Origin of the sequence: Hymenobacter cellulosivorans, from assembly GCF_022919135.1 — a bacterium.
Classification (GTDB): Bacteria; Bacteroidota; Bacteroidia; order Cytophagales; family Hymenobacteraceae; genus Hymenobacter; species Hymenobacter cellulosivorans.
Window position 1 is genome coordinate 3552193 of record NZ_CP095049.1, and the last position, 13970, is coordinate 3566162.

Consider the following 13970-nt stretch of genomic DNA (forward strand, 5'->3'; position numbering starts at 1 on the left):
AATTTTGGGGGCGGAATGGCGACGTTTCGTGTATCTTGTCTGTTAGAACGGAAGAGCGTTTCAGCCTATACAGCTGGTCTGTAGGCCGGTTTGCAAGGTCAAGAAGTTTTTGTTTCTTCTTTCTCAACAGCACGAGGCCCGGCGTCCTGGCTGGTCCAACCTTTATTCCCACGCAACTAAGCAGCACATCTACCGATGTTCGATAATTTAAGTACCAAGCTCGACAAAGCCTTTAAAACCCTTAAAGGCCAGGGCAGCATCACCGAAATCAACGTTGCGGCCACCATCAAGGAAATCCGCCGCGCCCTGGTCGATGCCGACGTGAACTACAAGGTGGCCAAGGAAGTCACCGACAAGATCAAAGACGAGGCCATGGGTCGCGACGTGCTGACGACCGTGTCGCCGGGCCAGCTCATGACCAAAATCGTCTACGACGAGCTGACCCAGCTTATGGGCGGTACCAAGGAAGACGTGGTGCTCAAGGGCGACCCGGCCGTGATTCTGCTTTCGGGTTTGCAGGGTTCGGGCAAAACGACCTTCGCCGGCAAGCTGGCTACCTTTATTAAGAAGCAAAACCGCACTGTGCTGCTCGTAGCCTGCGACGTGTACCGTCCGGCTGCTATCGACCAGCTCAAGGTGCTCGGCGAGCAGGTGGGCGTGGAGGTGTACTCGGAGCCGGAAAACAAGAATCCGGTCGAGATTTCGCAGAACGCCATTGCCTACGCCAAGAAAAACAACAAGAAGGTAGTCATCATCGACACCGCCGGCCGCCTGGCCGTGGATGAGCAGATGATGCGCGAAATCGAGCAGGTCAAAACGGCCATCAACCCCTCGGAAACCCTATTCGTGGTGGATTCCATGACGGGTCAGGACGCGGTAAACACGGCCAAGACCTTCAACGACCGGCTGAACTTCAACGGCGTGGTGCTCACCAAGCTCGACGGTGACGCCCGCGGCGGCGCGGCCCTCTCGATTCGGGCCGTGGTTGAAAAGCCCATCAAGTTCATCTCCACGGGTGAAAAGATGGAAGCCCTGGACATGTTCTATCCCGACCGGATGGCGCAGCGGATTTTGGGCATGGGCGACGTTATTTCGCTCGTGGAACGGGCCCAGCAGCAGTTCGATGAGGACGAAGCCAAGCGCATCAACCAGAAGATCCGCAAAAACCAGTTCAACTTCGACGACTTCCTCTCCCAGCTGGAGCAGATCAAGAAGATGGGTAACCTCAAGGATCTGGTGGGCATGATTCCCGGCATGAGCAAGGCCATCAAGGACGTGGACATCGACGACGATGCCTTCAAGCCGATTGAGGCCATCATCAAGAGCATGACCCCGCAGGAGCGCGCCCAGCCCGAGCTGCTTAATGGCTCCCGCCGCCGCCGCCTGGCCAAGGGCTCCGGCACCGACATTCAGCAGGTCAACAACCTGATGAAGCAGTTCGAGGACATGCGCAAGGTGATGCGGACCATGAACAAGATGAGCTCTACCAAGGGCGGTATGCAGCAAATGGCCAAAATGATGGGCATGCGCGGCCGGTAGGCTGACAATAAAAAGTAGTAGAAAGGCCGGTTCATACTTTATGAACCGGCCTTTCTGTTTGGTGCTTGTACGGTATACAGTGGCTCCGTGGATCAAAGCTTAAACGGCTTCCAGTCTCCTTCCCAGTATGGCTAAAGGGTTTATTACGCTTGACGACGGCCGGGGATTTGCGCCTCGGTGGCGGGCCTATGACATGGTTCTACAGCTCGTTATTGATGGTCTGGGCGAGGATCCTTATGAGCAGAAGTTTAAACAGTTTCTGCAAGGTCTCATACCTAATCCCGACGTTCCCGAAGAGAATAGTACAGGTGATGCACTTTTCGTGCGCCAGTCAGACGGGCTAACGATATTCCGAAACTTAGATCTACGTAGTCTGACCCGCCGGAATCAGCAGCTCTTCTGGGAAGCTCTTCAACGGTCTTACCGAAATATTCGGCTGGGCGCGCCGCACCAGGGCACGGAATTATTTTGGACGAGCGTGCGAAAATTACTGCGCATGCGGCGTGCCGCTGCCCGGCGCACCAGCCCTTACGTTGACAATGATTGGAGTGATGGTGTGCTGGAACCGTTTGACGGGACGAAAATTGTTCCAGGTTGGGTGGAGGAGCCGTAAGTAAACGCCTTGGAAGTTACCGCACAATCAGCACCTTCTGCGGCTTACCCACCAGGGTGCCGGCCGCATCCGTAGCGCGTACGAAGTAGAGGCCGGGCGCCAGGCTGCTCACCTCCAGCCGGGCCTCACCGCGCACCGCTTGCCGCAGCACGACCCGGCTCCGCTGATCCAGCAGCGTCAGCTCAACGCGTTGATCAGCAGTACCGGTAAGGGAAACCGTCAGAAAATCCTGGGCCGGAACGGGCGTGACGCTAAGGGCGGGAACTGCTTCTACGGCGGGCAAAGCCACTACCGGCGAGTAAGTCGTGCTGCCGTCCTCATCCTGTTGCCGGAGGCGGTAGTACACGGCGTCGGCGGGGGCGGTGGCATCCTGGTGCTGGTAGCGTTGCGCAGTGGTGGCCGTACCAAGGCCGTTGACAAAGCCAATTTCCCGAAACTGGCTTTCTGCCGTAGTACGCCGCTCCACGGCAAAGCCGCGGTTGTGGTGTTCCGAAGCCGTTTGCCAAGCTAGGCGGGTGCCGCGGTTCGTGCGCAGGGCCGTAAAGCCGGTAAGCTCCACGGACAGTACGTTGCCGCCGGAAATGGGCAGCGTCACCCGAAAATCGGAAGCCTGGGACAGGATAATGCTCAATTCCTGATTAGCAGCATTATAGCGGAAGCTGGTGATGCCAGCACCCGTAACGGCCGTGGGCGCATTGCTCATCGGAATGGTCAGAGTGGTAGCCCGGCTTACGTAGCCGCCGTAGGTTGTAACGCCCGTACGCTGCCAGCTGATAGTAGCCCGCTTAGCCGACTGCACAACCGGCGCGGCGCCATAATACAGCACTGTGCCTTGCTCCAGAAACAGCTGGGCGAAGTTGCCGGCCGCATCCTGGGAGAAAAAATTCACCAACCCATCGGCCTTGACCGGTTGGGAAAGCAGGTTGCTGGCATCGGTGGTCAGCACGGTATCGGCTTGGGCAAAGGCTAGGTCCTGGTAGTCGCCGCGGGCCGTTACGGCGGCCGTAGCGGCGGTGCTACTGGTAGTTAGGCGCGGGGCGGCCGTGGTGAAAGGGACCAGGGCCGCCAGAAACTGCGTAGATGCCGCTCCGGTTTTCTGGACCAGCAAGGTCGTGTGCTTTTCCGAGAGATTGTAGGTCAGTTCGTGGCGGTTGGTAGCTTTGGCGTAGCCCGAGGCCCCGCCGGTAGCCGTGACGTGGGCCAGCAGACTCGCGCCGTTTTTCTGCCACACGCCTTCGTGGTCGGCGAGCTTATCGGTGAAGGTGCCGGTGGCGGTTGGGCCGTTTTCCAGACCGTAGCCGTGCAGCTGCCAGGTGTAGGTGTGGGCCGCGCCGGCCTGCACAAAATCGGCCAGCAGGTAGTAGCTGTTGCGGATAAACAGGGTTTTACGCGTAATCGTGGCCGCTTTGTAACTCGTCTGTACTTCCCCGTAGGAGAGTTTATCGGTTTGGAACGTGGTGCGGATGCTGGCCGGGGCATCGTTGGGCGTGCTGGGCGCCCCGATGGCCGGCCCGGCGTTATCGACCAGCAGCATGTTGTGGTTGGTAGCCTGACCCAGCGAGTCGCGGCGGCCGTAGCTGAGGTAGCCCGGGTCGAGGGCCAGCAGCTGGCCGTGGGCGTAGAGCAGGAAGGAGCTGGCATCGGCCTGGCTGTGGCCGCCGGAGTTGGATTGGGCGGCGCCGCCCTTGCCGTTTACGTGCAGGTAGGTAGCCAGGGAGTCGTTACCGGAGCGGAACACCAGGTTGCCGCTTTGCGGCAGCACGGTCAGGGCCGCGTTGGTCGGGGCAGTGGGCGTGAGGTTGGCCGCCAGGTAGGCCGCGCGCATGTCCACGGTTATATCGCGCAGCTGGGTAGTCAGTGAGTTTAGCTGCCGGCCCGACAAATTGCCCAGGTGCAAGGGTTTGAGGTAGCGGCTCTTTCCGGTCAGGGCCAACTCGGGCATGCCCATGTCCACGTAGGAATCTTCCAGAGCGGGCAGCCGGCCATCGGGCAGTAGAATGGCCGTAATCCAGGTGTAAAGCTGGTCGTAGCGCGGGTCGTAATACGGGTTGCGAATGGCGCGCGAAGTGCCGCCAAACGAGTAAGTCAGCGTGTTGTCGGGCAGGAAGTTGCCCATGGCCCGGAAAAACGGCAGGCAGTTGAGAAAGGCGTACTTGAAATAGTAGGGCCCTTCGGCGTAGCCCGCCACCTTCGCCGGGTCCGACTGCCGCTGGGCGTCCTGCCAGAGCACGTTGTCGAGGTTGTACAGGCCGTGGTTAATCCAGGAAGTTGGCCGCCGGCTGACGTAGGTGGCACTGCCTACGTCGTTGAGCACTACGGCGGCCATGCCCAGGGCCGCGGCCGTCATCAGGGCGTGGTTGTTTTTGACCTGCTTGAAAAACTCGTAGCTCACGAAGCTTACCGGCCGGAAGGGCTTCACGGCCTGGGAATCGAGGTTGCCGGCAAACTCCTGCAGCCGGCGCTTGGCTACGGCCAGGGAGTTGTCGGTTTCACCGGCGCCGCGCAGCAGGTCGTAGGCTATCAGGTAGTCAATCAGGTCTTTGGAGCGCCACTGCCAGTCGTTGTACGACGATGGATTACTCAGCGTGGCAAACACCTCGACGTTGGTATTGATGGTTTCGAGCAGGCCGCGGGTGCTGGCAATCAGGGCCGCCTTGTCGGCTGCCGGCAGGGGACTAACCGCCCCGTTTTGCACTTGCCGGTCGAGCAGGGCCACGAAGGCTGCATTCTTGGCCAGGGTAGCCCGCTGGCGCCGCCCATCCGAGGAAGTATTATCCGTGGTGGGCTGGACTACGGCACTCTGATAAAGTCCCTGGTACAGCCGCTGGGTCGTGGGCTGCTGCAAAGCGGCTTGCACCGCGGGTACTGCTTCGGCCCGCAGCAGCGTCCGGGGGTACGACTGGTCGGCGCCCGGCGGGTTCCAGCTCCCGGTCTGGGCGCGGCCCGTTGAAATCAACAGAAATAGTAAATAGAGGGTAGCGACGACGTGTTTCAAGTCCAGGAGTCGAATTATAATTATACCAATTGAAGCTCTCTAAAAGACAGTTCAAACACTGGTAGAATAAGATTCCTGCGCGAGTAATAGTTTCGTACTGTAAATGTAAAATATAGGAAATATCAAAGAAGTTCTGCCCGCCATAGCGGGCAGGGCTTACTTTGTAGAGGGCGCGACATTACCCGCCGAGTCGGCAAAATAGACGGCCGTAACTTCCTGCTTCTGGCCCGGGGTAGGCTCCATTTCGAAGGTGTATTCCACGGTGTAGCCGCTGCGGTTGCGGCCCTGGGCGTCTTCCTGGTGACCGGTGTGGGCCTCCGAATGAATCGGGGTAATGGGGCGGTCTACCTGCTGCTGCACGTAGCGCTCCACGGCCGCAATGGCCTGCTGTTCTTCAGGGCTCGTGCCGCAGGCGGTGAGCAGCAAGCCCAGCGCGGCAATCAACGTAGTGTATTTCATGAGGTGTAAGATAATAAAAGGCCTCTGCAGAGGCCTTTCTATTTCACGCTAATTATGGGCCCGGGGTTAATACTCGGTCTTGCCTTCCTTGGCTTCCCAGGCCCGGAAGCCGGCCAGGGCCTCGTCGCGCAGCAGCTGGGTCATCGGCACCTGACGCTCGGCCAGTGGCTTCTCGATTTCGTCGTAGATAAACTGGTCGTCGAAGCCGATGGCGGCGGCATCCTGCTTGGTATTGCCGTAAAACACGCGGCGGGGGCGGGCCCAGTAAATAGCGCCCAGGCACATGGGGCAGGGCTCACAGCTGGTATATAGGTCGCAGTCGTCGAGCTGGAAGGTGCCCAGCTCCCGGCAGGCCTTGCGGATGGCATCTACCTCGGCGTGGCAGGTGGGGTCGTTGGTGCTGGTTACCTGGTTGAAGCCGTGGGCAATGATGCGGCCGTCTTTGACCACCACAGCACCGAAAGGACCACCGAAGCCGGCTTGCATTTTCTCAATTGACAGGCGAATGGCTTCACGCATGAACTCGTCGCGGGGGGCTTCCATAGAAAAAGGGAATAGGAGGGAAAAGCCCGCAAGGTACGCTTGCGCCAGGAATTGAGCAGCATCCGGGCCTGGTATTCCGGGCTAAAGTACTGGCAGCACGCTACTTGCCTGCCAACTAGTAATAGCACTTTTTAAGAAAAAGCAACCGTTTGCTTGTCACTCTACGAGTTACTCCGTATTGCTACGAGTGGTAATTGCGTATGCATTTGCCGAACCTACGTACCTTCCCCGTCTAGTCGTTTTTTTCTCACCAAATCCACTTATCATGCAAAAACACCTTACTCTGATCCTGACCGGATTATTGCTGCTGACGTCCGGGCTGCTACGGGCCGACCATCTGCGGGCCCACCTGCTGCTCTCGGCCAAGCTGGAAGGCGCTCAGGAAGTGCCCGCTGTGAACACAAACGCCAAAGGCGTAGCCAGCTTCACGATAAACCCGACCCGGGATACGCTCTTCATTACTGCTACGTTCGTAGGGTTGAGTGGCCCCATCACTGGCGCACACGTGCATTTGGGTGCCCGGGGCGTAGCTGGTCCCATTGTAACCAGCCTGGAACCTATGCTGAGAGGCAACCGGATGCAGGGCTTTCTCACCGGTTCCGATTTCGATGTGGCCAAACGCCGTAAATACCTGCTCGGCGCTTACTACATTAATGTCCACACCGCCGCCAACCCGAACGGGGAAATCCGGGGCCAGATTGAGCTCGAAAAGGATTTTGCCTACATCACCCAGCTAAACGGCGCTGGAGCCGTACCTGCCGTGACGACGACGGCCTCCGGCTTCGGCGGCTTTGCCCTTTCCCAGGATAAAAGCAAAATCAAGTTTCAAACCATCGTGCGGGGACTCAGCGGGGCCATTACCGGCATGGAGTTGCGCAATGCTACCGCCACCACGGCCGGTACTTCCGTACTCAACTTGCTGCCTTTCCGGGACCAGTTGAATCCGAACGTGTTCAGCGGCGAGTTTACGCCTACGCCCGCCGTGCTGGCTGCTTTCGAGGCTGGTACGCTGTATGTCAACGTCACGACGGCTGCTAACGCCGGGGGCGAAATCCGGGGCCGTATTTTCCAGGACCGTGCCTTTATCAACTTTGACGCCCGCCTGGATAGTGCCCAGGTGGTAGGTGGCCGCCATTCGCCGGGTAAAGGCATTGCTATTCTGCGCCTGAGCCCCACGCTCGACTCGATGTACGTATTTGCCACCTATGCCGGCTTGAGCGGCCCGGTTACGTCGGCACTGCTCTACGCATCGCCGGTGGGTGAGGCCAATACGGCCAGCGTGCAGGCCAGCGCCGAGATGGTAAGCTTTATCCAGAATGAATTTTTGGGAGTGCTGTTTACGGGTCTGAATGCGCCAGGTAATACACTGACCCGCACCTTACTGGCCGGTAATATCAATCTGCAGCTGGCTACGGCTGCCCGCCCCAACGGCGAAATCCGGGGCCAGGCATATCGGCTGGCTCGTGAAGGCTATACGTTTGCTATGAACGGTAACCAGGAGCGTCCGACGCCAGTTGCTTCACCTGGCTTCGGCTCAGGCCTGGTTTCTATCGACCGGGACCAAAGCAACGCGCACTTTATGCTCTCCTGGGGCGGCCTGACCGGCCCGGCCCAGGCCGGCCACTTCCACACGGGTCTCATCACCCAGGCTGGCCCCGTCGTGTTTGATCTGATGCCCTTTTTCGATAATGCGACGGTTCCCATGGCCGCTGATGGCTACTGGCAGATGACGGCCAACGCTGCTCCAAATGCCAACCGCCCATTCACCCTGCGTCGCTCTATCCAGTTCCGGCGCGATAGTATGTACGTGAACCTGCACACGGCGCAGTTCCCCAGCGGGGAAATCCGCGGGCAGGTGCTGCGCGGGGCCAAGAACCTTTCCTTGGTGCTAAGTTCTGCAACTGCCATTGTAAACGGCACTTTCGCAGCCTTCCCCAGCCCGTTCCAGAACTCGTTTACGCTCACTTTCGACGCCCGTACCACGGATACTGCCACGGTACAGGTATCGGATTTGGTGGGGCGCAGCGTCCTGACCTTACCGGTCGCCATGCGGATTGGTGCCAACCGCACGGAACTGAACTTGCCGCAACTACGAGCTGGCGTATACCTGGTAACCCTGGAAGCAGGAGGCGCCAAGACCGTAACTCGGGTTGTGAAGCAATAACTACCACGCCATTGTATTCTTACAGTTCGGTAAGAAAATTACAACAGCTTGAACACCTAGGCACCTAACCGCACGAGATGAGACTTTGTGAAACTTTTTAGTAGCAAAGTTCATCTTTCAGGTAGTGGACTCAGAAACCGCCTCATGTTTCTGAAAATAAAAGAAAGACCGTGCGCCTTTTGACCCGCGGACAAGTATTTTGGCACAGAACTTGTAAGTGAAAATTCTGAAAGAATAGTTTTTTAGGTGTTTTGGTTGTGGAAAAGGGGACGTCGACTCGGCGTCCTTTTTTTATGCCCAAATGCTGCCTGCCCATTCGGGTGGCAAGCCGACTTACGTTTATTCCGGTACATAAAATAGCCCTGGTGGTTTGCCAGGGCGGTGCATATTCATTTTCGTCGTTCTATCCTGCCTTTCCGCGGGCACAGCAGGCTTGGTAACCAAAAGCTGGGTGCCCGGTGCTGGAGCGTAGGCGACGTTTGGGAGAGTAGTACGCCCAGTACCAGCCGCTACAAACCCAGCCCCTCTCCAAGGGCCACACGAATCCATACCGCAGTTCCCACGCCACGGTTGGTGTTCCTGGTTTGCAACGACTGGTTATTGGGGTTGTTTGTGGGGGACTCAGCCGACCTGACTTACTGCACCGGGTCGAAGGAGCCGCTGGGCCAAAGCAGGTTTTGCTTGAGCTGCGGATTGTTATCAAGGGCTTGCTGCGGAATGGCGAAGAAGTAGTACTCCGGCTTCCATTTGATACCGGCGGTGTAGCGCGTGTCCAGGTCTTTGAACTTGATGACCTCAAAGTAATCGGTGTAGACCTGATCCAGACTCAGCCCGTCGCGGATGGTGGCAAAGTTGGCCGGGGCAGTGGATTTTAGGGTGATGGTCACGCCCGTGCGCTTCTTGCCGTTGAGCACGCTTTCCATCTTTTTCCACCGGCGCAAATCCCAGAACCGCTTGCCTTCCAGGGCCAGCTCAATCTGCCGCTCGTAGAGAATGGCCTCGAACATCTGGGCGCGGCTCATGCCCGCCTGCAGTCCGTAGTTGCCATCACCAGCCTCGATGCCGGCGCGCTGCCGCAGGGCTTTGAGCTGGGTGTAGGCCTCGGCTATGTTGCCTACGCCGCAGGCGCTTTCGGCCAGGTTGAGCAGCACTTCGGCGTAGCGGATTTCAATCCAGTCGGTGCCCGCGAACTGGGCCTGGGCCGGACTCAGACGGGAATCAATGGCTTTGCGCGTATAAAAGCCGGTACGGCTGGCCGTGGGCTCTACGGAAGAGTTGCCGCGGTAGTAGGTCCAAAGCCGGTAGCCGGTATCACCGTTCAGGGGCCAGCTGGTGCCGTTGTAGGCAATGGTCTTGTTGAAGCGCGGGTCCCGGTTTTTAAAGAACAGTTGGTCCGAGTACGCGTATTTGGTCGACTGGCCGGGCTTTTTGCCGTCCAGCATCGGGAAGGCTTTCACCAGCTCCCAGGTGGGCTGGTTGGCCGAGCCGCTCCCGTGCCGGTGTAGGCCGGGCGGGTGGTGTTATCGTAGGTGTTGCTTTTCTTGAGCTGGTCGGCCGTGGCGGTATTAAAACTGGTTACCATAACCGCCTCCCGGTTGTTGACTTCCTCAAACCAGAGCTGGTCGAAGGAGGTGTGCAGGCCGAAGCCATTGGCCGAGAGCAGGGTTTTGGCCTGCTGACTGGCCGCAAAGGCGGCCTGCCACTTGCTCACGTCGTCGCTGGGGTTGAACTGAGGGCTGGCAGCGTAGAGCAGCACCCGGGCCTTGAATGCCGCGGCGCCGCCTTTGTGAATCCGGCCCCAGTCGACGGAGCTATTCGTCCATTTGCCGGGCAGGTAGGTAATGGCCGTATCTAGGTCGGCCACAATGCGGGAGAAGGTTTCGGTGGAGGTGTTGCGCGGCAGGTAGGCGGCGGCCCGGGCCTCCACACCCACGGCTTCGAGCGGGGTCAGCACCAGCGGCACTCCGCCGTAAATCCGCACGAGGTCGAAATAGCGCCAGGCCCGGAAAAACAGAGCCTGGGACCGGAGCCGGTCTTTGACCTCCTTGGTCAGCGGCGAGCGGTCGAGGGCCCGCAAAAACATGTTGATGGTGCGGATCTTACCGTAGTTGTTCTTGCCGTCGAGGCTGGTGCCAAAATCGGTGACGGTATTGACCTGCACCGTGCCTTCGAGAAAGACGCTTTCCCCCTGAACCTCGTCCGAGAGGATGCTGGGATTGGTGTTGCCCAGGCCAATCCCGGTCTGGCCAAACCAGACGGGCAGGTTCTGGTCGTAGATGTAGCTTAGGTTTAGCGTGGCAAAGGCTTCGTCCTGGAAAACCACGTCCTCGGTTGAGGCGCTCAAATCCATTTTGTCCAGGGTGTCTTCGCAGCCGGAGAGGGCAAACCAGGCCGAGCAGGCCAGTAGGGCGGTGATACGAGAAAGTTTCATGAGTTCATCCGACGGTTAGAAGCCCACATTGATACCCAGCGACAAGGAGCGCAGCACCGGGTAGGTATCGTAAGCACCCGAGTAGGCCTTGTAGTTGTAAGGATTGTAGAAGTTGACGGCGTTGACGGCTACCAGGTAGGCCTTCACGCTGCTCAGGCCCATGCGGCTGGTCAGGCCAGCGGGCAGGCTGTAGGAAACGGTAGCGTTGCGAATTCCCACGGAAGTAGAGCTGCGGAACCAGAACTCCGAGGTGCGGTCGTAGCTGTTGCTTGTGAAGGGAGCCGGGTATTGGGCGCCCTGGTTTTCGGGCGTCCAGTGGTCGGTCCAGAAGGCGGGGCGGTTGGAGGTAGCCGTTGCGGCTTTGCGGGCGGCGCTTTCCACTGTGCCCTGGCCCCCAAATGAAATGCCCATCGTGAGCTGCATGCTGAAGCCCTTGTAGGAAAGGCTGGGATTTAGGCCCACGCTGTAGTGATTTTGCTCCTTTTTATTGAGGAAAGTCATGTCGTCCTCGGTAATCTTGCCGTCGGGAGCCGTGTACTGGCCCGAGGCATCTTTGGGGCCGCGGATATCCTGGTAGTAGAGCATGCCGGGCTTAGGGGCGTCGCCGAAGAGAGTGTAGCCTTTGTTCTGTTCCAGGAAGGCATCTACCTCACCCTGGTTGCGGAACATGCCCAGGTATTTGTAGCCCACCACGCCCTGGTCGGTGGAGTGGCCCGTGGGGTCGTCCCACTGCCCGACTTTGCCCGGCTCCACGTCCACCTTGATCTGCTTGTTGTCGCTCCAGGTGAAGAACGTGTTCAGGCGGTACTGCCAGTCCTTGTTGATCGTGTTGTTGTAGCCCAGCGACACTTCGTAGCCGAAAGCGTCGATGGTCGAGAAGTTTTCGGAGGGCAGCGAGGCTCCAATCAGCAGGGGTGCCGAGCTGACCAGGGCCGTGAGCATGTTGTAGCGGTGGTCGTAGAAGCCGTCGGCCGTGAGCGAGAGGTGGTTATCCAGGAAGCGGGCATCTACGCCCAGGTTGTACTTGGTGTTGTCGTCCCAGCGGGCAGCCCGGTTGGCCAGCGCATTGTTGGGCGTGGCTGTCAGCGTACGGTCGTTGTTGCCGCCGAACACGGCCCCTTTGCCGGTTTCAAAGCGGTAGTTTTCCTGCCAGTTGTAAGCCCGGGTAGCGTCGCCGCCGAGCATGCCCACCGAGCCGCGCAGCTTCAGGAAGTTCACCCGGTCGGAGGTCGGAAAAAACGGCTCTTCCGACATCACCCAGCCGGCCGAAACCGACGGGAAGAAGCCCCAGCGGTATTCCGGCGCAAAGTTCGTGGAGCCGTCGTAGCGCATGGCCACTTCCAGCAGGTACTTGTTGGCGTAGCTGTAGTTGATGCGGCCAGCATAGGAGAGGATGCCTGACTCCGACTGGCTTTCGTAGGAATAGGTGCTGCCCGTGGCAAAGCGCACGTTGTCGATGGCGCCAGGAATGGGGCTAGTCTTGTAGGTTTCGGCCTCGTCGAAGAAGGTTTCCGACTGCTCGAAGAAGGCAATGGCCGAAACCTGGTGCCGGCCAAACTGCCGGTCGTAGTTCAGGTAGCCGTTCAGTTGGTAGCTGTTGGTGTAGCTGGGCACCAGGCGCACGATGTCCCCATTGTTGAGGAAGTTTTGCTTGGTGACGGTGCCGCCGTAGATGTGCTTATTGGTACCCAGCATGGAAAACTGGTACACCGGAAAGCGCGTGCCGTACTGCTTGCCGAAGTTGTTGTCCATCGTCTTGCTGTACAGTACCCGCGCTTTTAGGCCCTTGATGAAGGGCAGCTCGTAGTCGAGGTTGGCCGTGATGTTGAGGCCCGTGTTGCGCTGGGAGGAGTAGTTGTCCGAGTTCTGAATTTCGAAAAAGTGAAACGAGTCGAAGCCCGTGCCGCTGGAGAGCTGCACCGGCAGCCCGTTGACATAAGGTTGGTTGAACTGCGGGGTGTAGAGCAGACCGCGCACGTCGTTTTCCGCGCTTTCGCCCCCTATTTTGAGGTAGTACATGCGCTTCTGGTACAAGTCGCCGCTCAGCGACAGGCCCGCTTTCAGGCGCTTGGTCACGTTCACGTCGGTACTGGCCCGGAACGTCCACTTGTTGGCGTTGATGTTGTCGAAGTTGCCGTTCTGGTAGTTGTACGACAGGCCGGCAAAGTACGTAGCCCGCTCACTGCCGCCGCTCACGTTTAGGGCGTGGCGCGTTACGGTGGCCGGCTTCCAGGCCTCTTTCAGCCAGTTGTAGTTGTTTTGCTGGAAGTGAGCCAGCTCGTCGGGGGTGTAGATGGCCGGATCCGTCAGCGGCCGGCCCCGGTAGATGTTGTAGCTGTTGAGGTAGGTAGCCAGCTCCACGCCGTTCATCATGGTGGGCAGGCGCACCGCGTCGGCCTGGCCGACGGAGCCGCTGTAGGAGAATTTGGGCGGGCCAGCTTTGCCGCGCTTGGTGGCTACCACGACCACGCCCTGGTTGGAGCGGGCCCCGTAAATGGCCGCTGAGGCATCCTTGAGCACCGAAATGGCTTCTACTTCCGACTGGTCGAGCAGGTTGAAGTCCTCCTCGGTGCGCACCACGTTGTCGATGACGTAGAGCGGGCGGGTGGTGCCGCCGTCCTTGGTCAGCACCAAGGGGTTACGCACCGTAATCTGCCCTTTGTCGCCGGGACGGCCCGTGCCGCCGCTCACGCCCACGCCCGGCGTCTGCCCCACCAGAGCCGTCGAGAGGCTACCAACCGGCAGCTCCTCAATGGCCTTCATGTCGACGGTCGACACGGCGCCCGTCAGCGTGGCCTTCGACTGGGTGCCGTAGCCTACCACGACCACCTCATCAATCTTGGAAGTTTCCTCCTCCAGGGTCACGTCGATGGTAGTGCGGCCGCCGGCCAATACTTCTACCTTCTTAAAGCCGATGGAACTGAGCACGAGCACCTCGTTGCCGGTGGGCAGGTTGATGCGAAACACGCCCTGCGCATCGGTGGCCGTGCCCGTGGTCGTGCCCTTAATCACCACGCTGACGCCCGGAATAGGTTCGCCTTTGGCGTCGCGCACGGTGCCGGTGATGTTCATAAACACCGGTCGGGCCGTGGTGGCTGGGCTGTCAGCCGCTGCGGCGTAGGTCGGGGCGCCACCGAGTAGCAGGCCGGCGAGTAGCGTGTAGGCAGCCCCCTGGCACAGGGCCGTCGGGCGGGTGGGAAATAAGGGTAGAAAGTGCGTCATAGCA

General features: G+C 59.3%; 9 protein-coding genes. 3 read left to right on the forward strand and 6 right to left on the reverse strand.

Annotated features, from left to right (window positions below):
* Positions 1–195: 195 nt before the first annotated feature.
* Both ffh and MUN80_RS15075 read left to right on the forward strand, forming a co-directional pair.
* The gene (ffh, locus tag MUN80_RS15070; protein WP_244714209.1) at positions 196–1539 is read left to right on the forward strand and encodes a signal recognition particle protein; all 1344 of its coding nucleotides are present in this window, start codon (positions 196–198) and stop codon (positions 1537–1539) included.
* A 127-nt stretch (positions 1540–1666) separates the two neighbouring features.
* On the forward strand, positions 1667–2152 hold the full coding sequence (locus tag MUN80_RS15075) for a hypothetical protein (RefSeq protein ID WP_244714211.1): 486 nt from the start codon (positions 1667–1669) through the stop codon (positions 2150–2152).
* A gap of 16 nt (positions 2153–2168) precedes the next feature.
* On the opposite strand, the gene MUN80_RS15080 is transcribed toward MUN80_RS15075, so the two are convergent.
* The 3 genes from MUN80_RS15080 to MUN80_RS15090 form a co-directional block, all read right to left on the reverse strand.
* Complete coding sequence (locus MUN80_RS15080; protein WP_244714212.1) at positions 2169–5147, reverse strand: heparinase II/III domain-containing protein; 2979 nt, start codon at positions 5145–5147, stop codon at positions 2169–2171.
* A 156-nt stretch (positions 5148–5303) separates the two neighbouring features.
* Entirely contained in the window at positions 5304–5606 is a 303-nt protein-coding gene (locus MUN80_RS15085) for a hypothetical protein (protein ID WP_244714214.1), read from the reverse strand.
* A 66-nt stretch (positions 5607–5672) separates the two neighbouring features.
* Positions 5673–6149, reverse strand: coding sequence for a nucleoside deaminase (locus MUN80_RS15090; protein WP_244714216.1), 477 nt, complete (start codon positions 6147–6149; stop codon positions 5673–5675).
* A gap of 265 nt (positions 6150–6414) precedes the next feature.
* Here MUN80_RS15090 and MUN80_RS15095 point away from each other — a divergent pair, with 265 nt between their 5' ends.
* A complete protein-coding gene (locus tag MUN80_RS15095; protein WP_244714218.1) occupies positions 6415–8313 on the forward strand; it encodes a CHRD domain-containing protein in 1899 nt (632 codons plus the stop codon).
* 635 nt (positions 8314–8948) lie between these two features.
* Here MUN80_RS15095 and MUN80_RS15100 read toward each other — a convergent pair.
* Genes MUN80_RS15100 through MUN80_RS15110 form a run of 3 tightly spaced genes read right to left on the reverse strand, consistent with a single transcriptional unit; the run spans position 8949 to position 13966 of the window.
* A complete protein-coding gene (locus tag MUN80_RS15100; protein ID WP_244714220.1) occupies positions 8949–9770 on the reverse strand; it encodes a RagB/SusD family nutrient uptake outer membrane protein in 822 nt (273 codons plus the stop codon).
* Positions 9767–10744 carry a RagB/SusD family nutrient uptake outer membrane protein gene (locus MUN80_RS15105; protein WP_244714222.1) on the reverse strand — a complete coding sequence of 326 codons (978 nt, stop codon included), beginning with the start codon at positions 10742–10744 and terminating at the stop codon, positions 9767–9769. Before MUN80_RS15105 ends, MUN80_RS15100 begins: the two co-directional genes overlap by 4 nt.
* 15 nt (positions 10745–10759) lie before the next feature.
* Entirely contained in the window at positions 10760–13966 is a 3207-nt protein-coding gene (locus tag MUN80_RS15110; RefSeq protein ID WP_244714223.1) for a SusC/RagA family TonB-linked outer membrane protein, read from the reverse strand.
* Positions 13967–13970: the final 4 nt, after the last annotated feature.